This is a genomic window from Novosphingobium sp. NDB2Meth1 (assembly GCF_900117425.1).
Lineage (GTDB): Bacteria > Pseudomonadota > Alphaproteobacteria > Sphingomonadales > Sphingomonadaceae > Novosphingobium.
In genome coordinates, this window is record NZ_FPEH01000028.1 from 1 (window position 1) to 21,201 (window position 21,201).

28 protein-coding genes and 2 pseudogenes are annotated in these 21,201 nt (G+C 62.4%); 26 read left to right on the forward strand and 4 right to left on the reverse strand.

Translation table 11 applies throughout. The features are described 5' to 3' along the window. Window positions 1–106: 106 nt before the first annotated feature. From NDB2M1_RS22715 to NDB2M1_RS17725, 5 genes and pseudogenes are all read left to right on the forward strand, one after another. Entirely contained in the window at window positions 107–454 is a 348-nt protein-coding gene (locus NDB2M1_RS22715) for a zincin-like metallopeptidase domain-containing protein (protein WP_371328221.1), read from the forward strand. Between the two features lie 407 nt (window positions 455–861). After that, the gene (locus NDB2M1_RS17710; RefSeq protein WP_072384168.1) at window positions 862–1,182 is read left to right on the forward strand and encodes a hypothetical protein; all 321 of its coding nucleotides are present in this window, start codon (window positions 862–864) and stop codon (window positions 1,180–1,182) included. Between the two features lie 61 nt (window positions 1,183–1,243). Beyond that, window positions 1,244–1,675, forward strand: a complete 432-nt coding sequence (locus tag NDB2M1_RS17715) for an IS66-like element accessory protein TnpA (protein WP_083554962.1) — start codon at window positions 1,244–1,246, stop codon at window positions 1,673–1,675. Further along, window positions 1,672–2,019 carry an IS66 family insertion sequence element accessory protein TnpB gene (tnpB, locus tag NDB2M1_RS17720; protein ID WP_072384169.1) on the forward strand — a complete coding sequence of 116 codons (348 nt, stop codon included), beginning with the start codon at window positions 1,672–1,674 and terminating at the stop codon, window positions 2,017–2,019. Before NDB2M1_RS17715 ends, tnpB begins: the two co-directional genes overlap by 4 nt. A 61-nt stretch (window positions 2,020–2,080) precedes the next feature. Then, a pseudogene (locus NDB2M1_RS17725) lies at window positions 2,081–3,055 on the forward strand (IS66 family transposase); the annotation flags it as partial. Window positions 3,056–3,326: 271 nt separating this feature from the next. Here NDB2M1_RS17725 and NDB2M1_RS17730 read toward each other — a convergent pair. Then, window positions 3,327–4,349, reverse strand: a complete 1,023-nt coding sequence (locus tag NDB2M1_RS17730) for an IS110 family RNA-guided transposase (protein WP_072384170.1) — start codon at window positions 4,347–4,349, stop codon at window positions 3,327–3,329. Between the two features lie 77 nt (window positions 4,350–4,426). On the opposite strand from NDB2M1_RS17730, the pseudogene NDB2M1_RS17735 reads away from it, so the two are divergent. From NDB2M1_RS17735 to NDB2M1_RS17760, 6 genes and pseudogenes are all read left to right on the forward strand, one after another. Further along, window positions 4,427–4,993, forward strand: a pseudogene (locus tag NDB2M1_RS17735) (transposase); the annotation flags it as partial. Next, complete coding sequence (locus NDB2M1_RS17740; protein WP_072384171.1) at window positions 4,945–5,364, forward strand: hypothetical protein; 420 nt, start codon at window positions 4,945–4,947, stop codon at window positions 5,362–5,364. The pseudogene NDB2M1_RS17735 and the gene NDB2M1_RS17740, both read left to right, overlap by 49 nt. A gap of 11 nt (window positions 5,365–5,375) precedes the next feature. Then, window positions 5,376–5,999, forward strand: a complete 624-nt coding sequence (locus tag NDB2M1_RS17745; protein ID WP_072384172.1) for a DUF6927 domain-containing protein — start codon at window positions 5,376–5,378, stop codon at window positions 5,997–5,999. 14 nt (window positions 6,000–6,013) lie between these two features. Beyond that, a complete protein-coding gene (locus NDB2M1_RS17750; protein WP_039330691.1) occupies window positions 6,014–6,214 on the forward strand; it encodes a hypothetical protein in 201 nt (66 codons plus the stop codon). Window positions 6,215–6,295: 81 nt separating this feature from the next. Beyond that, window positions 6,296–6,646 carry an antitoxin Xre/MbcA/ParS toxin-binding domain-containing protein gene (locus NDB2M1_RS17755; RefSeq protein ID WP_022675518.1) on the forward strand — a complete coding sequence of 117 codons (351 nt, stop codon included), beginning with the start codon at window positions 6,296–6,298 and terminating at the stop codon, window positions 6,644–6,646. Between the two features lie 4 nt (window positions 6,647–6,650). After that, window positions 6,651–7,145, forward strand: coding sequence for an RES family NAD+ phosphorylase (locus tag NDB2M1_RS17760; protein ID WP_072384173.1), 495 nt, complete (start codon window positions 6,651–6,653; stop codon window positions 7,143–7,145). A gap of 34 nt (window positions 7,146–7,179) precedes the next feature. On the opposite strand, the gene NDB2M1_RS17765 is transcribed toward NDB2M1_RS17760, so the two are convergent. Beyond that, complete coding sequence (locus NDB2M1_RS17765; protein WP_072384174.1) at window positions 7,180–7,677, reverse strand: hypothetical protein; 498 nt, start codon at window positions 7,675–7,677, stop codon at window positions 7,180–7,182. 65 nt (window positions 7,678–7,742) lie between these two features. Between NDB2M1_RS17765 and NDB2M1_RS17770 the strand changes: the two genes are divergently transcribed. The 13 genes from NDB2M1_RS17770 (at window position 7,743) to NDB2M1_RS17830 (ending at window position 16,631) form a co-directional block, all read left to right on the forward strand. Further along, on the forward strand, window positions 7,743–9,029 hold the full coding sequence (locus NDB2M1_RS17770) for a hypothetical protein (protein ID WP_072384198.1): 1,287 nt from the start codon (window positions 7,743–7,745) through the stop codon (window positions 9,027–9,029). Window positions 9,030–9,076: 47 nt separating this feature from the next. Then, a complete protein-coding gene (locus NDB2M1_RS17775) occupies window positions 9,077–9,712 on the forward strand; it encodes a DUF7007 domain-containing protein (RefSeq protein ID WP_371328222.1) in 636 nt (211 codons plus the stop codon). A gap of 99 nt (window positions 9,713–9,811) precedes the next feature. Continuing rightward, complete coding sequence (locus tag NDB2M1_RS17780) at window positions 9,812–10,081, forward strand: type II toxin-antitoxin system Phd/YefM family antitoxin (RefSeq protein ID WP_072384176.1); 270 nt, start codon at window positions 9,812–9,814, stop codon at window positions 10,079–10,081. Further along, on the forward strand, window positions 10,081–10,533 hold the full coding sequence (locus tag NDB2M1_RS17785) for a type II toxin-antitoxin system VapC family toxin (protein ID WP_072384177.1): 453 nt from the start codon (window positions 10,081–10,083) through the stop codon (window positions 10,531–10,533). The genes NDB2M1_RS17780 and NDB2M1_RS17785 overlap by 1 nt, the downstream gene beginning before the upstream one ends. A 235-nt stretch (window positions 10,534–10,768) precedes the next feature. Then, complete coding sequence (locus NDB2M1_RS17790; RefSeq protein WP_072384178.1) at window positions 10,769–12,442, forward strand: hypothetical protein; 1,674 nt, start codon at window positions 10,769–10,771, stop codon at window positions 12,440–12,442. Between the two features lie 59 nt (window positions 12,443–12,501). Beyond that, entirely contained in the window at window positions 12,502–12,873 is a 372-nt protein-coding gene (locus tag NDB2M1_RS17795; protein ID WP_072384179.1) for a DUF3768 domain-containing protein, read from the forward strand. Window positions 12,874–12,945: 72 nt separating this feature from the next. Next, window positions 12,946–13,296 (forward strand): hypothetical protein, encoded by a 351-nt coding sequence (locus tag NDB2M1_RS17800; RefSeq protein WP_072384180.1) that lies wholly within the window; start codon window positions 12,946–12,948, stop codon window positions 13,294–13,296. A gap of 148 nt (window positions 13,297–13,444) precedes the next feature. Continuing rightward, on the forward strand, window positions 13,445–13,999 hold the full coding sequence (locus tag NDB2M1_RS17805) for a DUF736 domain-containing protein (protein WP_066117567.1): 555 nt from the start codon (window positions 13,445–13,447) through the stop codon (window positions 13,997–13,999). A 184-nt stretch (window positions 14,000–14,183) separates the two neighbouring features. Beyond that, window positions 14,184–14,699 carry a hypothetical protein gene (locus NDB2M1_RS17810; RefSeq protein ID WP_072384181.1) on the forward strand — a complete coding sequence of 172 codons (516 nt, stop codon included), beginning with the start codon at window positions 14,184–14,186 and terminating at the stop codon, window positions 14,697–14,699. Further along, on the forward strand, window positions 14,693–15,064 hold the full coding sequence (locus NDB2M1_RS17815; protein ID WP_022675508.1) for a hypothetical protein: 372 nt from the start codon (window positions 14,693–14,695) through the stop codon (window positions 15,062–15,064). Before NDB2M1_RS17810 ends, NDB2M1_RS17815 begins: the two co-directional genes overlap by 7 nt. A gap of 75 nt (window positions 15,065–15,139) precedes the next feature. Continuing rightward, window positions 15,140–15,442, forward strand: a complete 303-nt coding sequence (locus tag NDB2M1_RS17820) for a type II toxin-antitoxin system prevent-host-death family antitoxin (RefSeq protein ID WP_072384182.1) — start codon at window positions 15,140–15,142, stop codon at window positions 15,440–15,442. After that, window positions 15,423–15,827 (forward strand): hypothetical protein, encoded by a 405-nt coding sequence (locus NDB2M1_RS17825; protein WP_072384183.1) that lies wholly within the window; start codon window positions 15,423–15,425, stop codon window positions 15,825–15,827. Before NDB2M1_RS17820 ends, NDB2M1_RS17825 begins: the two co-directional genes overlap by 20 nt. Before the next feature lie 315 nt (window positions 15,828–16,142). After that, window positions 16,143–16,631 carry a single-stranded DNA-binding protein gene (locus tag NDB2M1_RS17830; protein WP_371328223.1) on the forward strand — a complete coding sequence of 163 codons (489 nt, stop codon included), beginning with the start codon at window positions 16,143–16,145 and terminating at the stop codon, window positions 16,629–16,631. A 36-nt stretch (window positions 16,632–16,667) separates the two neighbouring features. On the opposite strand, the gene NDB2M1_RS17835 is transcribed toward NDB2M1_RS17830, so the two are convergent. Next, window positions 16,668–16,904, reverse strand: coding sequence for a hypothetical protein (locus NDB2M1_RS17835; protein WP_022675504.1), 237 nt, complete (start codon window positions 16,902–16,904; stop codon window positions 16,668–16,670). 303 nt (window positions 16,905–17,207) lie between these two features. Then, window positions 17,208–18,506, reverse strand: a complete 1,299-nt coding sequence (locus tag NDB2M1_RS22225) for a DUF5623 domain-containing protein (protein WP_143146826.1) — start codon at window positions 18,504–18,506, stop codon at window positions 17,208–17,210. Between the two features lie 696 nt (window positions 18,507–19,202). On the opposite strand from NDB2M1_RS22225, the gene NDB2M1_RS17845 reads away from it, so the two are divergent. Both NDB2M1_RS17845 and NDB2M1_RS17850 read left to right on the forward strand, forming a co-directional pair. Next, on the forward strand, window positions 19,203–20,195 hold the full coding sequence (locus NDB2M1_RS17845; protein ID WP_072384185.1) for a DUF2493 domain-containing protein: 993 nt from the start codon (window positions 19,203–19,205) through the stop codon (window positions 20,193–20,195). 248 nt (window positions 20,196–20,443) lie between these two features. Further along, a complete protein-coding gene (locus NDB2M1_RS17850; RefSeq protein WP_072384186.1) occupies window positions 20,444–21,010 on the forward strand; it encodes a hypothetical protein in 567 nt (188 codons plus the stop codon). Window positions 21,011–21,201 lie beyond the last annotated feature (191 nt).

Genomic DNA, 21,201 nt, shown 5'->3' on the forward strand with positions numbered 1-21,201 from the left:
GCAACCGGACAGGAAGGGCCCTCGGGCCCTCCCTGTCCGGCAGAGAAGAGGGGGCTCGGATCATGTGTCCTGCTTGATTGGCAGAAGAGGACAGAAAGGACACGTTATGGATGGGACCTACCACGAACTCGGCCATTGGAGCGGGCACCCCTCGCGGCTCGCGCGCACATTCGGCAAGCGGTTCGGCGACAAGGCCTACGCCTTCGAGGAACTGGTCGCGGAGCAGGTCAGTGCCCGGATCTGCTATGAGCTGGGCCTCCCCGCAGACCTCCATGAAAGCCACGCCAGCTACATCGCTCATTGGCTCGATATCCTGAAATCCGACAAGACCGCGATCATTACGGCTGCCGCCAAGGCCGATCAGGCTTTCAACCTGCTTGCAGCCTATTCGGGCTATGAGAGTGAACCTGCGGAGGAAGCCCATGAAGAGGCGCCAGTTCCGGCTTACGCTTGAGCCAACCGCAGACGACGCGGTGCGGCTTGCGCAGCTGAGCCGCTATGCCAGCGACCTTGCGAGCGGAGGTTCTGCGGACATTGGCGCAGCGCTCGGCGACCATGTTGGGGTGCTGTTCCCCGGGCGGAACCGTCATGCGGTCCTGGAGAGCCTCCTCGGCAAAGGAGAACCCGGTTGGTCACTGGTGTCCGATCCGGGGCAGGGCGGCTCCCTGGTTATCCAGACAACCGAGGCTGGCGCTGCGGTCTCGGCGATTGCGAGAATCCTCGAACAGGTCGCTCCCGGGGCTCTCTTACGGCCGATGATCTATGAGCCACTGTCCCTGAGAAGCTCAGGGAAACATCACCGCAGTCTGCATTGAGGGGAGGGGGAGGAGGCCATTGCACTTGCAATGGAAAGGAAGCCGCATGTCCTGCGACATCGATTATCGTTACCGCCGCGCGCTCGAGCCCGATGGGCTGACGACGTTCGAGACCGCGCTGCGAGCATTGAACGAGGCCGTCGATGATGTGCGCCTCGCAGGCCGGCAGGTCGCCACCTGTCCCGCGGTTCTGCTCCTCACTCGCCACCTTCAGCGCATTGCCGACGGAAGGCCGACAACCTGCGAGGCCGACGACCAGATCTTGCGGGCACAGTGCATCGAGCGCCTCGGCGAGCTCAAGCACCGACCTGCGATCATTGCGCTGGTCAAGCGCGGGATCGACTATCGTCGTAACCGTGGGCTGTAGGCCGCCTTGCGTGGCACGGGATTGAAGCGCTGATAGCCACTCCTTTGATGGGGTGGCGTAGATGGACGATAGCGAGGCGGATCGAGCAAGTAGTCATATGAGTGGTCATATGACTACTCGTATTGAGGTGGTCGGCCGCATATCTGGCCGCCGTCGTTGGACGGTGGAGCAGAAGCTGGCGATCCTGCGGGATGCGTTTGGGCCGGACGGTTCGGTCCGGGCTGCATGCGACCGGCACGAGGTCGGCAGCGGGGCGGTCTACACGTGGCGCCGACAGGCGATGTCGGGAGAACTGACTGGCTTCCGCTCAACGGCCTTGCCGACGTTCTCAGAGGTTGAGGTCGCAGATCCGGTCGTCCGCGATATTACGCCAGCGGTGCCACCCCGTTGCGGGCAGATAGGCATCGAACTGGCGACAGGTGTCCGCCTGACCGTGGACGCGATGGTCGATGCCGACGCCCTTGCCCGGGTGATTGCCGTGCTCAGCCGATGATCCCGTTGCCACCCTCAACGCGGGTTTACCTGGCCTGCGGGACGACAGACATGAGAAAGGGCTTCGACGGGCTGGCGGTATTGATCCAGCAGGTTCTGGAACAGTCCCCGCATTCCGGCGCACTGTTTGCCTTTCGCGGAAAGCGCGGCGATCTGATCAAGCTGCTCTGGTTCGATGGCCAGGGGATGTGCCTGTTTTCCAAGCGTATGGACCGCGGCAAATTTGTCTGGCCGGTGACGAAGACAGGCAAAGTCAGCCTCACCTCGGCCCAGCTTTCCATGCTGCTCGAAGGCATCGACTGGCGCCGTCCAGAACGCACCGCCGTACCGCTTCTGGCAGGATAAAAAGTCCCAGATTTGCGTGGTTTTTCTGGCACCGGATGTCCTGTTTTGCTAGTGGATCACGGTGTCGGACGCAGCCTCCTCTTGGTCAGATAAAGACGCCCGGATCGCCGAGCTGGAAGCTGCATTGGTGGCCCGCGATACGTTAATCGACACGCTACGTTTCCAGCTGGCACAGCTGCGCCGCATGACGTTCGGGCAATCGTCCGAGAAGCTGTCGGCGCAAATTGAACAGCTCGAACTGACGCTCGAAGAACTCGAAGGCGAGGCTGCTGTGGCCGATGCCCGCAAGGATACATCAGCAGGCAGGTCCGAACGGCCATCGTCGGTTCGCACCCTGCCGCCCCATCTTCCACGCGCCGAGCAGCGGATCGAACCTGAAGCGGGTCACTGCAATTGCCCCGATTGTGGCGGCACCTTGCGCTCCTTGGGTGAGGACAGCGACGAGATGCTGGATGTCCTGCCCGTGCAGTGGCGCGTCATCCGCACGATCCGCCCCAAGTACAGCTGCCGTTCCTGCGAGAAGATTGTGCAGGCGCCGGCACCGGTGAAGGCGATTGCCCGCGGCAAGGCGACCTTCGCCACGCTCGCGCATGTGGTCGTATCCAAGTTCGATCATCACCTGCCGCTCTACCGGCAGGCCGAGATGATGGCCGCGCAAGGCCTCGACATCGACCGTTCGACGCTGGCCGGGTGGGCAGGACAAGCTGCGCATCTGCTCGACCCCATTGTCTCCCGGATCCGCGAGGAAGGCCTGAAGGCCGCCAAGATCCACAGCGATGACACACCCGTGCCGATGCTGATGCCCGGTAAGGGCAAGACCGCGCAGGGCCGGTTGTGGACTTATGTGGTCGACGACCGGGCCAGCGGATCAACCGCAGCGGCGATGGTGTGGTACAGGTTCACGCCCGACCGCAGCGGTATCCATCCGCAGACCGAGTTGAAGAACTTCACAGGCCTCCTTCAGGCCGACGGCTACGCCGGTTACGAGAAGCTCTATGCTGACAACCGGATTCAGGAGGTCGCCTGCTGGGCGCATCTATGGATGCCCCCGCTCTTGCAAGGCCTTTCTGGTTCTGTCTGGCAAGATCCGCGGCTGCGGTCATCTATTCGGCCTGTCGCGGCGAAGCGCCCCGCTCCGCCGGCCTTGATGGTAAATCCGCAAGCTAGCTCCCAATCACGTCTCACGAGCTCAAAGCTCGATGCGCCCAACGGGTCTATGCCAGCTCCGGTTCGCCCGGTGTTGCCATCATACTCAGAACGATCCTCGCATCCGCGGCGGCCTTACTATGGCCGAACCCGTTTTACCTTCAGGCCGCTTGTCGCGCTGGATTATCGTAAGTCCCGCCATAGCGCAGCAGAGCCCAAACAACCCTCGCCGTCTTGTTCGCAATGGCCACAGTCGCGACGTTGGCTGGTCGCCGATCGCGCAACCGCGCTAACCAAAGCCAACTCCGCCCTCGCCAGCGCATGACGGACCTGCTGCCATGGATCAACAGCCGGCGTAGATATCCGTCTCCGCGCTTGCTGATGCCACCCAACTTGTCGACACCGCCCGTGGAGTTCTGTCGGGGAACCAGCCCGAGCCACGCAGCGAAGTGACGGCCAGACTTGAAGTCCTGCGGGTCTCGCATCGACGCAACTAGGGCCGTCGCTGTGACAACACCGACGCCCGGGATACTCATCAGGCGCCGGCACTCCGCAATCTGGGCGGCCAGTTTGACCAATTCCGTGTCGATCTGCTCAAGTTTTGCCTTGGTCTGCCGCAACTGAAGAACCAGAAACTTCAGTGCATGACGCGCGACAGGTGGCAACCTGGCGTCCTCGTCATCTTCGACCAGCGTGGTGAGTAGTCCTATGTTGTGGGCCCGGTTCGGACCAACAATCCCAAACTCGGCCAAGTGCCCCCTGATGGCGTTGATGACCTGAGTCCGCTGACGGATGAGCATCTCCCGGACGCGATGGATCACCAACACCTCTTGCTGTTGCTTGTGCTTGATAGGCACGAACCGCATGGTTGGTCGTGTCATTGCCTCACAAATCGCTTCAGCGTCTGCCGCGTCGTTCTTGTTGGACTTGACGTAGGGGCGTACGAATTGAGCAGGAAGTAGCCTTGCGTCATGTCCACAATCTCTGAGGAGGCGGGCCCAGTGGTGCGAGCCCGGGCAAGCTTCCAGTCCGACCTGACATGGTGGGAGTTCGCGGAAGAAAGGCTCGACGTCATCCCGCTTCAGCTTTCGCCGGAACAGTACGTGGCCACTCCGATTGGCAGCGTGGACCTGGAATACACTCTTGGCAATATCGAGCCCAACAAGGGCAACTGCTTCATTCATGGCAATGCTCCTTCATTCTCTGCCGCCAACATCATGGTCCAACAGATCGTGGAGTCGAGCGGGGGCATCCATGCCATCATTTCCGTCGCAAGATCTTCGAGAACCACCAGACCAGCCCAACGCCGTTGACTACCGATCTCCTGGAACGGATCGCCGCGCTCTACCGGATTGAGGACGAAGTTCGCGGACAACCACCTGATATTCGCAAGCAACGGCGACAGGAAAGCACCAGGCCTATGGTCGATGAGCTACGCTCGGCCATCGACGATGCCTTGCGCCGTCTGTCGCCCAAGTCGGCGATGGCAAAGGCGCTCGCCTATGGTCGCAAGCGCTGGATTGCGCTCACACGCTTCGTTGACGACGGCTTGGCCGAGATCGACAACAACATTGCCGAGCGCGCGATGCGCACAGTGGCGATCGGCCGGAAGAATTGGCTATTCGCGGGATCACAGGCTGGAGGAGAGCGCGCCGCTGCCATCTATTCGGTCATCGAGACGGCAAAGCTCAATGGCATCGAGCCGCAGGCTTACATCGCCGATGTCATCGAGAAGATCGCAGGTGGATGGCCGGCCTCCCGCTGGGACGAGCTCATGCCTTGGAACTGGACAGCCGACGAGCAACCGCACATCGCCGAGGCCGCCTAAGCCGCGGCCTTCAGGCCACGCTTACCTATCGTCCCGAAGAACTGCGACACTACCGGCGCGAGGGTACGCGCGCGCTGCGCCAGATCGCAGCCGGGATCGGGCTCGATCATTCCGCCTACCGCATCAGCTACTACACCTCGCAGGAGGCCCTCGCCGGTGAGCATGTGCTCGAAGCAGACGGTGTCTACATCCGCATCAGCCCCGAGCGGTTCGGCGAACCGGGTCTCGCCTGGCGGAACCCGTTCTGGAAGCCCCCCGGTGCGGTCATGCGCAAGGCTCCGATCACCGCGCTTGCCGACATTCCGGCACTCACAGCGCGGATCGCCCGCGAACTGCAAATCGCACCTCCGGCTCAGCCGGGGCTCATCTGAAGGACACGCACATGGGCTGGCTCTATATGCACCGCACAGGGATGGGAGGGTTTGAGACGCCTAAAGCCTATCTCGACGATCAGCTGACCTACGAACGCGAGGCCTGCGAAGATGCTCCGTTCCGGGGGTGCCGGGTCCTCAAGAGCGTCTTCACCGGCAGCACCTACTATGCAGCCGTCGAGCGGTACGGTGAAGGCCGCGAAAGGCTCTATGTGACAGCGGTTATCTGCCTGGTCCGCTGGAACCCGAAGGCGGCCGATGGCCTGATCTTCGGGTATAAGGACATGGATGAGCAATCCGGCCCCGTCGAGGCGAATTGCCCGCGAAGCATCCTGGAACTGCTCACCTCATCCTCGCACCCCTATGCCCTGGACTGGCGCAACCGGTGTTACGCCATGCTGCGTCTCAAGGAGCGAAAGGTTGCCGATGGCGACATCCTGCGGCTTCCCGAACCGCTGCGCTTTACTGACGGCAGCGAACACCGCGAGTTCCGGGTCAGCAAGCGCGGGAGCAAGATCGAGCTGCGGACACCCGATGGCTTCGGGGCCTATCGTATCTCCCGGCTGATGGAGCGGCGCTTCGAGATCATTCGTCCCGCCCGAAGGATCAAGACCTTCTTCCCGATAGCACAGTAGCGAGGGCCTCTTCCATGACTTCTGCCAGCCTCGATCCGCGCCGCCGTGTCCTTTGCGGGCGGGCCAATGCCGAGCGCGTCGCCATCCGGATGAGCGCGAAAACCGGGAAGAGCCACGCTGTGGTCAGAACCGGCAACACGCTCCAGCCCTTCTGTGTCATGCCGACGGGAGAAAACCCACCCGGTGCGATCGAACTGCAAGTTGTCGTCCTGTGACGAACTCGGCGCCAGCCCTATGGCAGCTTGAAAGCCACGCAGAATGACGCTATATCGCGTCAGAATTCATGGAGCTTTGCAATGGCGATTCAGAACTATGCGGACAATGGCGCGTTTGCTCCGCGCAAAATCGTCGATGCGCTGCGCACCACCAGCGACGAACTGGCGCGCTCGCTGGGTCTCGGCAAGGACGCGATCCAGCGCAAGGACCGGATTGCCTCCGATCGTACCCAGCGCCGCCTTCGGCAGATGGTCGAAGTGCTCAACAAGGTCGAACCGCGGTTCGGTTCAGCCTTGCTGGCCTATGCCTGGTACCGCTCTGAGCCGCTGCCGGGCTTTTCGGGCCAGACTGCAATGCAGCTTGTGCAGAACAACCGGGCCGATGACGTTCTGACCTATATCGACGCCGTCGACGCCGGCATTCACGCCTAGCCTCATGCACTTCACCGGGCTGCTCTACCGCGCCCACAATCCGGTCTGGTCCCGCGAACCCCTCTCAGGGGAGGGGGCGGCCCGGTTTGGCGGACGGTTCAATCGCATCGGGCGCAGCGCGCTCTATACTTCCCTCGCCCCAGAGACCGCGCTGCGCGAGGCCAATCAGGTTGGCACCCTCCAGCCCACCACGCTCGTCGCTTATCAGGCCGATATCGGACCGTTGCTCGATGGCCGCGATACGGCTGCATTGCGGCCTTTCGGTATCGCACCGGCTGAGCTCGCCGACCCGGCGTGGCGTGATCGGATGCTCTCAGGCAAACCGGTCCCGACGCAAGATCTGGCGGAGGCCGCGATCGCGCAAGGCTATGTGGGCATTGTCGTGCCGAGCTACGCCCGCGGCGCTTCCGCCGACGCTCTCAACCTTGTCCTGTGGCACTGGGAAGGGCGCATCACGCTCGTAGATGACGACGACCGGCTTGGCCTGCGCGATCCCTGATTTCTGCCTATTAGGCCGGCAAGCTGATGCCTGCCTAGTCTTCGATCCGGCCGCCAAGCGACGGATCGAGATACCACGAGGGTCCCTCGACGAAGTCGGCCGAGCGTGCTGGAACGGGCCCGTCGGGCTCACTTGCGACATAAGGATTGACCTGCGGTGCAGGCCTCTCGCCGGAGCGAAGGAGCTTCCCCGACATTTCGCAGCGAGGGCGCAGGAGATCGAGCAGCCATTCGAGATCATCCAGCATCTGGACGATGCCGCGCCCCGCCAGCGTGTAGTAGAGACACCGCTGATAATCATCGCACTGGCACGAAAGCACCTGCGTCAGCTTGTTCTTGGCACCGGGTGTGCCCAGGAAAACCCCCTGCAGCGCTTCGTAGAGTTCGCGCGCCGAATAGTAGGCATCGAACGCTTCGACGCCAATCGAGGCGTTGGCGAGCGAGCGCCGCGTAGGCGTCACCAGTGGGTCAACCGATGCATCGCGCAGCGTCAGATCGAGGTCGAATTGGCCGAGATCGAATACCTTGTTCATAAGACAGAATTCCTCTATGTGACGAACATAGAGTGAACAAAAGGGGCGGTCAAGAGCGTCAGACCATGTGGTTGGTGGCCAAGGACACCACAGGTAGCACCGGGCGCGTCGCCATTGGCGACGGTCTGCGGGCAGCCTTGGTCCGCTGGTACACGGGCCATGGCAACGAGGCCGATCACCGGGCCTGCGTCTCCCTCGTCGTGACAGCGCGCGAGAATCACAAATGGCTCGCCTGCGATTGTCTGGGCGAGGTCACCGCGCCGCCGCTGCTGAGCCCGGCCTACCTGAGCTTTCAGGAAACCTATTACCTGCGGCGGCTGACTTCGAGGCCGATGCATGCGCCGGCGTGTCCATTTTTCCTGCCCCAGGCACCGCCGCGCATCCGCGAGACAGCAAGGGATTCGCTCTACGCGCTCGATGTTCCAGATGGCCTGTTCAACGCGCACCAGAAGGCGCCGGAGAAACTCGCCCAGAAACCGGACTACAGTGAGCCAGACGACCGGTCGCGCGGTGTTGCAATCCCGCGCCTCGGCAAACTGCTGTGGCTGCTGCTCGAGCGGGCGGGTTCCAACGTGCTGCGCGAGCTTCCGCCAGCAGGGCCACGGGAGGGCTCGATCAGCCAGGAGATGCGTTTCCTGCGCCGGGCTGCGCAAGGTCTCGAGATTGCGCCCGGGGTTCCGCTCTCGGCCCATCTCTACACCAACGCGATCGATTACGAGAAGCGGCGGGTTCACGCCCGGCTGCGCGCCGCGGCCGAGAGATGGCCTCATGAATTCGCGCCCCAGGCGTTTCTTCTGCTCGAGGCCAATGCGGTCACTTCCACCGAGATCGTCACCGGTCTCGGCACGATCACGGTCCGGAACCGCATCCAGCACACCGGGATCATCCGCGCCGAAGTTGAGCCGCCGTTTCTTGTGCTCGCCGTCGTCGGCGAGCACAGCAGGAAGGAGGGCTATGTCGCGCTGCGCGCCTACGCTCAGCCTGTCTTGAGCGGCAACCAGTTCGTGCCGACAGAGCGAGACCACGACCGAGACGTTCTGCGGACGCTCCAAGACGCGCAGTATATCCTGCGACGCCGGGACATCCGGATGGCGGTGAAGAAGATCCTCTTCGATCTGCCATTTCCGGACGTCTCCGTAAGGCCGGATTTCCTGATCGCCCTTCTTGACGACAACACCGGACAGGAGTGCCGCTTCGCGCTGCAAATCCTCCAGTCGTCCGACGAGGATTATCTCGCCCTCAGGGCAATCGAGCGGACTCGTCTTTCGCAGCTTGGACCGGTGGCGGCCCTCGCTCTTCGAGACGTCACGCCCGAGATCGTTGCCCGGACCGCTCTCGGGATCCTGAGCTGAAGAAGAGGGGGAGGGTCTAAGCGAACCTGCAACAGGAGAGTTCGCTCATGCCATGTTTTGCCCCATCACCGCGCCCCTCCACTTCCATCTGGGGCGCCGTCCAGCAGGCCGATCAGCTGGCCCCCGGCATATGGTCAGTTATGACCGCCAGCCACGGCGGCATCATTCTGTCCGATCAGAGACAGGCCGCCATGCCAGCGGCGCTACAGATCGAAGGCGGGGCCTACGAAGAAGATTGCGATTGGGGGCTTCCGATCCTTGCTTTCACCAGCGAGCTTGAAGGGCAGGGCTCCTGCTCTGCGGGCTTCCTGCAGCTTGCCCGCGATACCACCCGATGTTGGCACCCGGACCGCTTCAGGGCCTTCACCGGCGAGGCCGTAGAGGAGAATTCCTCTGCGATCCTGCGGACGCGCAAGGCCTATATGGCCGCGATCGGCGAATTCTGCGTGACCAGCGCCTGGGGCGATTGGGCCGAATGGGTGCCGGAAGGCAAAGTCGGCGTGATTGCCCGACAAGTCGAGCGCGTCGATCACCTTGGCCGGCCAACCTATGGCGAGGCCGAAGTCTGCGCGCTCATCGCCAAGGACCTCTACGCCGCGCGCGGCGAGGTTACGGCGCTGCGTGATACGGCGCACGAGGTAATCCCGATGCCAGAGGCCCTGCGACCGAAACGAGTGGGCTGAATATGCCCTCCAAACACGTTGCGTTTGCCGTTGCTTATGGACTTTACAATATGGTCATCGTATGTAACCAGTCATAAGGCATGACTATAGGAGTGTCAGATGCGAGCCGAAACCTACGGCGCGGCAGACTTCAAGGCCAACTGTCTCGCAATCCTTGACCGACTGGCACGTCGCGATCTCGATCAGGTGACCATCACCAAACGAGGTCACGCCGTCGCGGTGTTGACGCCGCCACCCAGCATGGCCGATGCCGTTAAAACGCTGCACGGTTTTATGTCTGGCTCCGTGAGCATTCCCGAAGGGTTTGACCTCCTCTCACCGGTACTTGATGAACCGCTAGGTGCAAGCGAAGGCGCGTTGCACGGGTGATGACGAAGAAAAAACCCTCAGAATTGCCGAACGCTGTCCTGCTGGATACCTGCGCGGTCATCTGGCTCGCCAACGGCGATGTGCTTGCTCAAGAGGCGCTCGCGGCCATTTCACATGCCGCGCTCGCAGGCGGAGTTTTGGTGTCACCCGCATCGGCTTGGGAGGTCGGATTGTTGAGCCGCGTGCGCAGCGGCATCAGTCCGACGCTTACCTTTCTTCCCGACCCGCAAAGCTGGTTTGCCCGCTTCATGGGCGGTCCTGGTATCAAGCAAGCACCACTGCTTCCGGAAATTGCTATTGCGTCCTCGCATCTGCCTGAGCCCTTGCACGGTGACCCTGCAGACAGGTTCGTCATCGCGACAGCAAGACATCATCAAATTCCTATCATCACGCGCGACGGCAAGATCATCGACTACGCGGCCCAAGGCCATGTAAACGTTATCGCTTGTTGAGTTTTGGGCTTCAGGCTCGCGTGCAAGCGACTGAGCCGCACGGCAAGATTTAGCGGAGCTCGGCGTGGCTCTCCACGCAATCAATCTAACGTCTAAGGCACGTGTGTCTCGGGCACGTGACCTGATTGCGCGGCCCGAAGGCCAACCGGCTCTGGCTGCGCACCAAGCCGCCGATGTGAAGGGAAGGGGGAGGGGAAGGGGAAGGGCGAACCAATGCGATGGAAGACCCTTTGCTATGAAACCAACAATCATCCGACCCAGCGTCAGCCCGAAGACCATCACCAACGTCACGCGCCTCTTCAACGGCACCATCGGCGATATCCTCGGCGAGCTCCTCCAGAACAGTCGCCGCGCTGGCGCGTCCCGGATTGATATCGCCTGCTGCGCCGATCAGGACGCAGCGCGATTGACCCTTGTCGATGATGGAACCGGGGTCGCCGATCCCCAGACCATGATTGCGCTGGGGGATTCGGGCTGGAGCCAGCACATCCATGAGGCCGAAGACCCGGCAGGCATGGGTGTCTTCAGCCTCGCGGGCAAGGATACCCGGTTCAGCTCACGTCATGCCAATGCCGACACCGGATGGTCGGTGCATGTCCCCGCGGATGGCTGGACCGGCGCGCAGGACATTGCCGTGCGGCCCTTTGCTCGCCCGGTCGGTACGACCATCACCTTCCTGATGCCCGGAGTGAGCGAGCAGACGACCGAGCGGATTCTGCGCGAAGTCGCGAAGTTCTACCCACTGTCGGTGTTCTTCAATGGCACGGAAATGCCGCGCGAGGACTTCCTCGCCGAGGCGATCTACGTTGCCGAGTGGAACGGCAGCCAGATCGGCGTGTTCGAGGGGCGCGAATACCACCAGGACCCCACGACGAATTTCCATGGTATGGTGCTCACCCGCAAGCTTGCCAGCGTCTCGGAGAGCCTTGGCGGCAAAACATACCATGCCCGGCTCGATATCGGGGCCACCCCGGGCCTTGCCCTTGTGCTCCCGGCGCGCAAGGAATTCGTCGAGAATGCCGCCTTTGCGGCGCTGCAGGCAGCCTGCAGGCGCACGATCTATGCCGCGCTGGCGCACAGAGGCCAGCACCGGCTTTCCTTCGAGAACTGGAAGGAAGGGCGCGATCTTGGGGTTGCCCTGCCGGAGGCCGACCCCTGCCTGCCCCGCTGGCATGCTGCCATTGCGGAGAGCGACAACGTCAATGTCGAGTATGAGGAAATCGCAGCAGGTGCGGACACGATCCTTGTCGCGGATCTTGAGCCCGATACTGCCCAGGGACTGGAGCGCGCGCTGCGCGACCACCCCTTGCGCCCGCACCTCGTCGAGAACCATCCCGCATACGCTGGCTATGGCTGGTATGACGCGCTGCATCAGCTCGGCAACGTGCGCTTCTATGTTGCAGCCGGAGAGCAGGGCCACGTCATCGCCGAAAACGGCAGCTTCCCCCCGCTCGATGACCATGTTCGTGCCGAGACGATCGAGCTGAGGTTCTGCGTCTTCCACCGCGCCAGCGAAACGCAGCGCGAGGAACGGATCTCGGCAGATGTCGCCTTCGTCGTCGGCGAGGATGGCTGGTACAGCGGCATCGACCAGATCCGCATTGCCTATGTTCCGGGTCCGGCGCTGACTCCTGAAACGCTGGTCGATCTGATCGAGAACGTCTGTTTCTGCGCGAACGACGACAGCGAGGCCGACTCCTGGGACACCCAGCACGAGCACTTCTTGCGCGATGCGCGCGAGCTCGCGGCCCGGGTGCTGCTCGGCGAGGACGAGGCCATTGCGGCGCGTATCCACGACACGCTTGCCGGCATCCTCTGGGTCATTCCCAAGGACCGGCAGGTTGCCATTACCGTTGCTGCCGGGACCGCGATCGATGTTCAGCTTTCCGCTTTTCAACCTGCGGGCTGAGTCCCGCGAGGCCGTCCGGTTGTCCGCTCGTCGTCTCTTGGATCAGGAGGAGACCTCCAATGCATGACACATCTGACCTCACTTGCGCGCGGCAACGCACCGAGCGCATTGCGCTGCTCAATGATGCCGCGCGCCAGGGCCGTGACCGAACGGCCCGCATCGTCATGACCTCCGGGTTGCTTGCAGAATTCGGCGGCGACACCGTGGCACAAAGCATGATGGTTCAGGCTCGGTTGATGGCCGCTCTGCGCCATTGCACCTTCGCCCCGGATTCGCCCGAGCGAGACTTTGCAAGCATGGATGTCGATGGCATCAAGGTGCTGATGAAAGTCGATTATTACGACACCGAACTGGCATTCGGGTCCGAGGATCCGGCCAATCCAGCGATGACACGGCGCGTCATCACGCTGATGCGGCCAGCGGACTACTGATCAGTTCAGGGGCGGACATGTCACTGCGCCGCGGGGCATAGGCCACGTAAATGGTGGGGAGGTAACGAGCGCATGAGCAGGCACAAAGTACCGCTTCGTGACGGGATTGCAGCTGCCAGTGCCTATGTCGGATGGGACCGACCGCTTCAGACCTATTTCGCGCAGGTTCTGAGCCTCCCTGACGAAGACGGGGAGGAAATCGAACTCGTATGGGTCGGAACCGCTTTCGGCGAGCTGCCCCGCGCGGTTGACGCAATCCGCGCGCTCGAGCCCTATTGCCATATCGAGGCAAGTCTTGCCGCACAGCTCGAGATCGACAGGATGGCCTGCCTCGCCACGCGCGATGGACCCAATCAGCTCGAAGCCAAGGCGTTTATGGCGCGCCTCAACCAGATCAAGGACGGGTCCGAGCCCGAGGCTTAGGTCGTTACAGACCGCGCCTGGCTCGAAGCAGGGCCGGTTCAGCTCCAATCCACCTATCGAGACTCCTCAGCCCTCTGGGCTGGACAGGATGACGCGCGCCTGCGGTGGCTGGCGCACGGGCCGGGCCAGAGGCCCGGAGGAGAGGGGGATGGGAGAAGGTGTTCCGGACAAGGGGTTCGGACGGCATCAGGAGAACTTCGACATGAACATCGGCACCCTCAAGGCCAACGCAGAAGGCGTTCACATCGGCCGCATCACCACCCTGACCTTCAGCGCGACGGTTGCACTGCGGGCCTTCGAATCCACCAACGAGCGGGCACCCAAGTTCGACCTCATGGCGCTCTCGGCGGACCGCCGCAGCTGGGTCAAGATCGGCGCGCTCTGGGAATACTCGTCGAACGAGACCGGCGAGTGCTTCCTCTCGGGCCAGATCGACGATCCCAGCCTCTCGGCGCCGATCCCGGTCGCCATGTTCCAGCAGAACGATGGCAGCTACAACGTCGCCTGGCGCCGCTCGAAGCCCAAGGCCTCGCTCGACGGCTTCGGCAGCGAGAGTGAAGGCGCCCTGCCGCCGCTGACTGCCACCGGCGACGAACCGGCCAGCGACCGCAGCGTTGACAGCGCTGCTGCCACCGGCGACGGTCTGGGCGACAGCACTGCTCCGGCACCCAAGGGCAAGACGCGCGCGAGCGTCGACGCCTGACCGGGACAAGCCCCCGGTGACCGGTGCCGCGACCCGCGCCGGTCACATCGGGAAGGCCCGTCCGCGCATTCGTCGCGGGCGGGCCTTTTCTTTTGCCCGGTGCTTGCAAGCCGAGCCGACCTGCAGCGGAAACTCTGCCTGCGAGAGAGAAGGGGGAGGTGCCGTTCAAGCAAAGGAGGCTTGAATGGCACAGACAAACTGGACTCTCGATCTTGGCGGGGCTCCGTGGAACGAAGACTGTGCGCAGATCGGCCACACCCAGAACTTCGACCTCGTGAATACCGCGGAAGCAATGCTCTACAGGGCTGCGCTGATCGCGGTCGCCGGGCCTCCGCCCGCAGGGATCACCCTGCGGATCAAGGCTAACGCCCATGATTTCGGGACCTACCGGACGGTCGAGGCGAGCATCGATGACGAACAGGACGATGGTAGCCATGCCAGCTATATCGAGACCCTCGAGACCGGCTTTGCCTTTTGGCATCAAGCCGGGTTTGCACCGCCGGAATTCGGCAAACTGACAGCCAGCAGTCAGCTTGCGGGTTTCGTCGTGGATGCAGTCGCAAGCGCGCTGCGGATCACACGGCCGAGCAGCACCGGCGCATTCTTTCCGGAGTCCTCCGGGCCGATCCACCGCAACCTCAACGCGGCCTTCCCGGAGGCGGCGCAGCGCGCCTTTTCCGAAGGGAGCCTGCCATGCTGACCGACAGCGAGCGCTTCGCCTTCAGCGTCTGGCGGATCCATGCGTTCGCCTCGACGGGCAATGCCTACGACGCCGTGCAGACCGACGAGAGCATCGCAGCCGGTGACACCCTGCTTGTTCTCGATGAACGGGTTGTCGGTGTCGCGATGACTTGGCCTTTTGCCATCACGGCACAGCCGGGCAAGCTTCACGCGGTCTGTGCGCCTGGCGCTGGCGAAACCCTTGGGCACATTGAAAGGGCGCTCGATGTTCCAGACGGGTCAATCGCTCGAGCCTGCCGCCTCGCAAGGACACTGGGCATTGCGATTGATGCGGGCCTCGTCCCGTGGCTGTCTGAGCCGCTGGCGAGAGATGGGGACGACTAGCGCGGCGAGTGGCGCCACAGAAATCTTGCTATTTTGGCAATAATTGCTATTTTAAGGCCAAGAGGAGATACCACCATGCCAACGGCGGCGAATGAGCACCCCAGGGTTCCCCTAACCCAGTTTCACAACAACACCGGCGAGTTCCTCGATCTGGCAACCAAGCAGCCGGTCGTCCTGACCAGCCATGGCCGCGAGCGGCATGTAATCGCAGATAGCGAGTATTTCCGCCATCTTGAACAGGCGGCACGCGGTGTGATCGCCGGCCACATGAATATCGAAGCTGTCGCTTCGTCCGACATGACCGGAGCCGACCGCAAGGCTTTTGCCAATGCACGGCCTTCGGCCAGTGAACTTGCCAATGACCGCTGGGAAGACTGACCGACCCGCCGCAGGCCATATCCTCCGTTACGTCTATCTCTTCGAGGAAGAGCAGAGACGAGGCCGCGACGAAGGCGTCAAGGAACGCTCCGTCGTCGTCGTGGGTGTGGACGGCTCGCGCTATCTGGTTGCCGCGATCACGACCAAGGGCGAGGGGCGCAAGAACGCCATCCCCATCCCCGATGAGATCGCACGCACAGCCGGGCTCGTTCCGGGTAGCGCGATTGTCGTTTCGGAATTCAACCGGTTCACCTGGCCCGGGTTCGACATCAGACCCCTGATGAAGCAGCCCGGGTACATTGCCGGACGACTCCCACCGCGGTTCACAGCAAAGATCATCGATGCCATCGGAGCCTGGGGCGCCGCTGCCGTCGATCGCGATTGATTTCCGGAACGCCGAGGCAGCCTGCTCCTTGGAGCCTTGTCTGCTCGTGCATCAACGCCAGGCCAGTGACGCCAGCGTTGTGGATTGGCGCCGGAGGTGGCCGAAGTCGGGTATTCCGGACCAGTGCCGCAGAGGGACCTCTCGCTCACCGGGATCGGCAAGGGCGGGCGAATTATCCGGTGATCATCATCGTCAATAGCAAGCCGGTCCGCGGCGAAGTTGATGTCCAGGCGTGCGATAAGCTCCTGTGCCAACCGCACGTCCGCCGCCCAGTGCCCATGCCTCTCTGGTCGAGCTTAGGGCCAACCTGCAGAAATGCGAGCCGTGTTGCCCGGCAAGCCGGGCTGCCCGCACCACCTCGATTTCCGAGGTTCCCCGCGCGCGGAAGCGCGCGGTGTCCCAGCTCTCCCGCCGAGGCTCGACAAGGGCACCGGCGGACGAGCCGTCGGCACCAAGGAGGCTCTTGCAATGAACATCGTCAACCTCGTCGGCCGTCTCGCCAAGGATCCCGTTGCCCGCGACCGTAGCGACACCCGCATCACCGAACTGATCCTCCTGACCGAACGCCCGGTCATCCGCGACGGCAAGGTCCAGAAGGACCCGGAAACCGGCTACCCGGTCAAGGATGCCGAGTTCCACAAGGTCACCGTCTTCAATGGCCTCGGGCTCCCGCTGCGCCAACACAAGGCCAAGGGTGACCAGCTCGCCGTGACGGGCCGCATCCACTACTCGCGCTGGCAGGACGCCGACGGCAACGACCGCTACGGCTGCGAGATCATCGCCGAGAACGTCGAGTTCTTGTGACCGGCAGGGCGGCGCGCAGGCGTCGCCCGAGCCCTTTCAGGGGGGCGACAGCTGGACACCGGTGGCGTCCAGCTTCGTCCCGCGGTGACCGCAGTTGCAGCGCAAGTGCCGCGCGACGATTTCCAGCTTCATCGGGATGGATTTGGCAAAGCATTGATCTCGTAGTTTGGCTGCCGGAACGATCACAACGCGGTAGCAGCCGAGACATTCTACCTGCGCGTTGAGGCCATGGCGAACCAGATCGGCCACGGTATCCAGACGTTTGCTGCTCATGGTTGGTTAGAACAATATAAGAACATTGGGAGTCAAGGAAGACAGGGGGCGGGCAGGAAAAATACGAGCAGGTGCTTGCCGTCCCCCTGGCCTTCGGCCGGGATCGCGCTCTACTCCGCCAACCGCCCTTGGCGCCGGGACTTCGTCCGGCAGCCAACGACGGTCCGGCTCCACCGAGTCCCTTTCAGGGTCTCGGCCCAGACGGGTGACGATCGCTGACGGGTTGGGTCGCGGCGCGCTTGTCGGCGGCAAATGCCGCCGTCTCGGCACGCGCGGACCCAACCCTGTCTGGCGGCGGCGCTCTCAGGCTTTTCGTCCTGCGCCCGATCGCGTGATTTTCAAGGCAGTGTCGATTCTTCCGGTTAGCTTCCGCAGAGGAGCGCATTGCGGATAGGCGCCTTCGAGGAGCCCCTTCAGCTCGATCAGGAGGCTTTCCACACCGCTTGGCGAGTTGGCACGGCTGAACAGCGGATCGTCTGGAGACATGTCGCCATAATAGAGGTCGATGGGGTCATCCAGGGCGTTGAGTTGTTGATGCGGCACGTCGGCGTAGAGCCAATCGACGAGTACGCGCATGAGCTTGTCGACGCGCCAGTTCACCGCTCCGGGCTTGCTGTTCGATTGCAAGATTGCACGCAGCAAACGTCCTGCTAGCTGATGCTGAACCAGCGTCATGCTGCCATTCGGCTTGCGATCGTATCCGATCATGTCGCGGTGATAGGGGAGCGTTTGCCGGGAGGGACGCGCAACGATGGTGCCCTTTGCCTTTGCACGGCGCTTGTCTTGCGGCGTTGCCGCTTGCGGCGAGATAAAGACGTCGTGATTGGGCATCGATGACCCGGCCCAATGCTCTGGTGTTTCTGGAGCAGGCAGTGCGTTGATACTCCTCACAAGGGCATCAAAATCGAAGTCCTCAGTACGCTTGGAAGCGACGAAGATGGTACAGCGATACGGAAAGTACAGACCAGGCCAGTCTGCGGCGACGAGATCCCAACCGTTCCGCTTTGCCCAAGCTGCCCGTTCATCGCTCACGATCGGCCCGGAATAGGGCTCATCGATGAGTATGAACTGTCCGCTGGCCGGCAGCTTCCAATAGCTCGAATGGTCGTTGCCAGGCAGTTCCTCATCGAGATCAGCCATGGCGCGGCTAGCTTCGAGGTAGTCGCAAGGACGTAGACCGGTCATTTCCATGAACCGCAGAGCTCGCGCTGCCTTGCACAAGCTGTCGCGAACATACTCTCGTGTTGGCCCGACCATGTCTTTCACGAGATGGTCGGATGCAGCCACGCGCATGGATGCGAGACCGCCGACAAGCTTGAGCTCGGCTTTCGAAACCAGTTCCAAGAGCGGCCGCGATAGGGTGACGGGCAGAGATTCACGACCCCGCTCGAACGTCTCCAGGTCTTCCCAGTACCCGGTCAGGAACACCCGGGCAGACCTATTCCCTATGGAAGTGCGAGCATGTTCGTATCGTTCAAAGCCCGCGCTTCGCGCGGCCAAGTCGAGGGCCCGTCGATGAGGAATGCCATCTCGTTTTTTCAGTTGGTTCGCGAGGCGCTTGATGTTGGCCAGATTAGACGGCCGCACGTTAGCAATCGACATGATTGTTCTCCGCGGCTTGAAATGTAGCGTCGCCCGTCAACCACCAGCACTCAAGCCCGAACAACATGTTGCAAGGGATCGTGAGATATCGCGGCAGTGCTGATCGACAGCTTGGCTTTGAGACGGGCGTCATGCTCCTGCCGGGAGCGCTTTATCTTTTAAGCGATCAGGCGAATCGTGACAACAGTCGCTGGGCCGACTTCAAGTTGAAAAGTCCGGCGAAACTGCATCCCCCCTCGGGATAATCTCATACGAACCGGGCAGCCAGTTAGCGCAATCAAGCAGCGCTGGCTGCTCAGGCCGATCGGCTTTGGCACCACATCCGCGCACAATGGAATGGCGGTGTTCCCGCTGTAACCCCTGCGCAGGGCCGAAGGGGCGGCCCGGCGTGGCGCCGAGGCGCCTGACCGGTCCTGCCTTCGTCTCTTGCTCGGGGGCGGGAACGTCTCTTCCACACACAGGAACACCTGCCGAAACATATCGGTCTCCGGCGCTCGTCAAGGATCGCGGTTCCCCCAATTTTCCGCACACGTGCCCACTGCGCTGCGCTTGCGGCAAGTGCGCAGAAAATCGGCACCCCCACGCCCGCTGCGGCGGCGGCGAGCATCGCTCGCCGTCCCTGACTGCACGCCTCCCAACCGATGGGTTTTCGGCCGTTCCCGATGTGGGGACGATTTCAACAATCGGAGGCTACCCATGCAGAAATTCAACAGCTTCGCTGATCTCGCCAATGCGCGCATAGAGCTCGCGGACAACCGTGATGGTATCGTCGAATCCTACGACGGTGCCTTTGTCGAGCATAGCGATCTTGCCAAGCTGAGCATCATCGATGAACCGATCGCAGCTGAAATGCCCGATCCCGACATGGCGCGCCGCGCCGTGGAGATGGCTATCGGAACGATCTTCGATGTCCTCAAGGACACGCGCATGGAGGAGTTCGCGCAGCAACTTGCCTGGGGCATGGTCAACTCGTTTCACATGACCGCCCGTCTGGCCGAGGGGCGCGAAGACGATGCCGCCAAGAAGCTGGGTGAGCTCGCTCGTCACTTTGATCCTTCGGAGATCTACGCCGTGGAACTCGAGGAGACACAGGCGCTCTGCCAGACGCTGCAAGGATGCCGAGAAGCGCTCGAGGCAATGCGGGACCATGCTGCCGACGTCTACCGGGTCGAAACAGGCCGGGTATTCACAGCCACGCGCGGGTCGCAGGTCAGCAAGAATGGCGTGACCGCCTCGCAGGTCCAGGCGCAGGATTACCTTGCCGCTCGGGCAAGGGACCGGCGGGCACAGTTCCAGCCCGATGGTCCGCTGGTGATCGTCTCTGGCGGCCAGCAGGACTGGCATGATTTCGAGATGATCTGGGAGATCCTCGATGACATCAAGGCCCGCATCCCGACGATGGTTCTGGGCACGACCGGCATGCGCAAGGGCGTCGATGCCATGGCGAATGCCTGGGCACAGCGGAACAGGGTGCAAACCATCCTCTTCATGCCCGATCGTCGCCACGGCAACCGTGCCCCGTTCTTGCGCAATGAGAACATCGTGAAGCTGGGGCCGGTCGAGGCGATTATCGGCGAGGGTTCCGGCATCCAGTCCAACTTGGCACAGCGCCTCCGCCAGGCGGGAGTGCCGCTCCACATCCGGCGCATCAGTGATCAGCGCAAGCCAGGCTCACGCAGCCTCGCATGAGCGCTTTATGGAAGGCTCCGGCTCTGACCGGGGCCTTCCAATCTTCTTTCGTGCGAGCACGGGCTCAGGGGGCATCGAACCCCCCTTGCCCGTCACGGAGGAAGCCCGCTGGTGCCAGATGCTAAGCGCCGATTGGAACATGCAAAGGGCGGGCCGAGATCGGTGAGAATGGCCCCGCTCAGTATCCGGTCCTCACCCCTAAAAGAGGAGGGGGAAAGCAAGATGGCGAGCAGCAGCAGGAGGTAAAGATGCTCGTCACATTCAGGGTGAAGGACAAGACCACTCGGCTCCATTCCGAACCTGCGGAAATCTCCGCGCTCGAGCTCGCAAGCTTGATGCGGCGGCTGCACGCGGGCCATGCCGACATCGAAACCGAGAGTCACGAATTCTCGGCTACACCGCTCAACTTCGAAGTCAACGCGAACCCTCTTTCCCTCGCAAGCTTTGCCGCCTGCTTTGACTGGCGCGCCGAGGTGATTGCGATTGTCGAGGAGGCGCTGTTTCTTGGGCGAACGCTGCGTGTCCACTGCCCCGGCGGACCCTCCCCGATCACAATCATGGTCTCCGAGCATATCGCCCTTGCGCGCGACATCCTGCTGCCATCGGAACTTTCCGCCAAGGTTGTGCGGGCACTGGGGCAGGGCGACGGTTCAGAGGGGGAAATCTCGCTGGATGCGCTACGTGCCCTGCTTAGCGATCACCATACCGCTGAAGCCTTTCGCAGTGCCCAGATCGAGACCGTCTTCGAAAGCCTGTCGGTCCTTGCATACACCGATTGCGGCGAACAGTTTCCAACAATGGAATGGGCGCCGTGAGCGCGCTCTCAGGTAAAGCACTGCTCATCCGCTGAATGGCAATCTTGCTCCCGTTTCTGAATACACAGCGCTAACCAGTTTCAGGTCGATCGACGAACAGCCTCCCGCTCGTTCGGCAAGGGAAAAGGGTGCCCGGCCTCAAGTCGTGGTGCCCTTTTCTCATGCCATGGAACCAGCGCTCTGCGCGAAGA

What these genes read in the sequence shown, in the direction of transcription:
- NDB2M1_RS17745 (WP_072384172.1), top strand. Translation starts at nt 5,376, where the DNA reads ATGGGCTGGCTCTATATGCACCGCACAGGGATGGGAGGGTTTGAGACG.
- NDB2M1_RS17835 (WP_022675504.1), bottom strand. Translation starts at nt 16,904, where the DNA reads ATGAGCAGCAAACGTCTGGATACCGTGGCCGATCTGGTTCGCCATGGC.
- NDB2M1_RS17820 (WP_072384182.1), top strand. Translation starts at nt 15,140, where the DNA reads ATGCCAACGGCGGCGAATGAGCACCCCAGGGTTCCCCTAACCCAGTTT.
- NDB2M1_RS17845 (WP_072384185.1), top strand. Translation starts at nt 19,203, where the DNA reads ATGCAGAAATTCAACAGCTTCGCTGATCTCGCCAATGCGCGCATAGAG.
- NDB2M1_RS17850 (WP_072384186.1), top strand. Translation starts at nt 20,444, where the DNA reads ATGCTCGTCACATTCAGGGTGAAGGACAAGACCACTCGGCTCCATTCC.
- NDB2M1_RS17730 (WP_072384170.1), bottom strand. Translation starts at nt 4,349, where the DNA reads ATGAATGAAGCAGTTGCCCTTGTTGGGCTCGATATTGCCAAGAGTGTA.
- NDB2M1_RS17795 (WP_072384179.1), top strand. Translation starts at nt 12,502, where the DNA reads ATGCATGACACATCTGACCTCACTTGCGCGCGGCAACGCACCGAGCGC.
- NDB2M1_RS17770 (WP_072384198.1), top strand. Translation starts at nt 7,743, where the DNA reads ATGTGGTTGGTGGCCAAGGACACCACAGGTAGCACCGGGCGCGTCGCC.
- NDB2M1_RS22715 (WP_371328221.1), top strand. Translation starts at nt 107, where the DNA reads ATGGATGGGACCTACCACGAACTCGGCCATTGGAGCGGGCACCCCTCG.
- NDB2M1_RS17765 (WP_072384174.1), bottom strand. Translation starts at nt 7,677, where the DNA reads ATGAACAAGGTATTCGATCTCGGCCAATTCGACCTCGATCTGACGCTG.
- NDB2M1_RS17775 (WP_371328222.1), top strand. Translation starts at nt 9,077, where the DNA reads ATGCCATGTTTTGCCCCATCACCGCGCCCCTCCACTTCCATCTGGGGC.
- NDB2M1_RS17815 (WP_022675508.1), top strand. Translation starts at nt 14,693, where the DNA reads ATGCTGACCGACAGCGAGCGCTTCGCCTTCAGCGTCTGGCGGATCCAT.
- NDB2M1_RS17780 (WP_072384176.1), top strand. Translation starts at nt 9,812, where the DNA reads ATGCGAGCCGAAACCTACGGCGCGGCAGACTTCAAGGCCAACTGTCTC.
- NDB2M1_RS17760 (WP_072384173.1), top strand. Translation starts at nt 6,651, where the DNA reads ATGCACTTCACCGGGCTGCTCTACCGCGCCCACAATCCGGTCTGGTCC.
- NDB2M1_RS17830 (WP_371328223.1), top strand. Translation starts at nt 16,143, where the DNA reads ATGCGAGCCGTGTTGCCCGGCAAGCCGGGCTGCCCGCACCACCTCGAT.
- NDB2M1_RS17755 (WP_022675518.1), top strand. Translation starts at nt 6,296, where the DNA reads ATGGCGATTCAGAACTATGCGGACAATGGCGCGTTTGCTCCGCGCAAA.
- NDB2M1_RS17710 (WP_072384168.1), top strand. Translation starts at nt 862, where the DNA reads ATGTCCTGCGACATCGATTATCGTTACCGCCGCGCGCTCGAGCCCGAT.
- NDB2M1_RS17805 (WP_066117567.1), top strand. Translation starts at nt 13,445, where the DNA reads ATGGGAGAAGGTGTTCCGGACAAGGGGTTCGGACGGCATCAGGAGAAC.
- NDB2M1_RS22225 (WP_143146826.1), bottom strand. Translation starts at nt 18,506, where the DNA reads ATGTCGATTGCTAACGTGCGGCCGTCTAATCTGGCCAACATCAAGCGC.
- NDB2M1_RS17810 (WP_072384181.1), top strand. Translation starts at nt 14,184, where the DNA reads ATGGCACAGACAAACTGGACTCTCGATCTTGGCGGGGCTCCGTGGAAC.
- NDB2M1_RS17825 (WP_072384183.1), top strand. Translation starts at nt 15,423, where the DNA reads ATGACCGCTGGGAAGACTGACCGACCCGCCGCAGGCCATATCCTCCGT.
- tnpB (WP_072384169.1), top strand. Translation starts at nt 1,672, where the DNA reads ATGATCCCGTTGCCACCCTCAACGCGGGTTTACCTGGCCTGCGGGACG.
- NDB2M1_RS17785 (WP_072384177.1), top strand. Translation starts at nt 10,081, where the DNA reads ATGACGAAGAAAAAACCCTCAGAATTGCCGAACGCTGTCCTGCTGGAT.
- NDB2M1_RS17750 (WP_039330691.1), top strand. Translation starts at nt 6,014, where the DNA reads ATGACTTCTGCCAGCCTCGATCCGCGCCGCCGTGTCCTTTGCGGGCGG.
- NDB2M1_RS17790 (WP_072384178.1), top strand. Translation starts at nt 10,769, where the DNA reads ATGAAACCAACAATCATCCGACCCAGCGTCAGCCCGAAGACCATCACC.
- NDB2M1_RS17800 (WP_072384180.1), top strand. Translation starts at nt 12,946, where the DNA reads ATGAGCAGGCACAAAGTACCGCTTCGTGACGGGATTGCAGCTGCCAGT.
- NDB2M1_RS17715 (WP_083554962.1), top strand. Translation starts at nt 1,244, where the DNA reads ATGGACGATAGCGAGGCGGATCGAGCAAGTAGTCATATGAGTGGTCAT.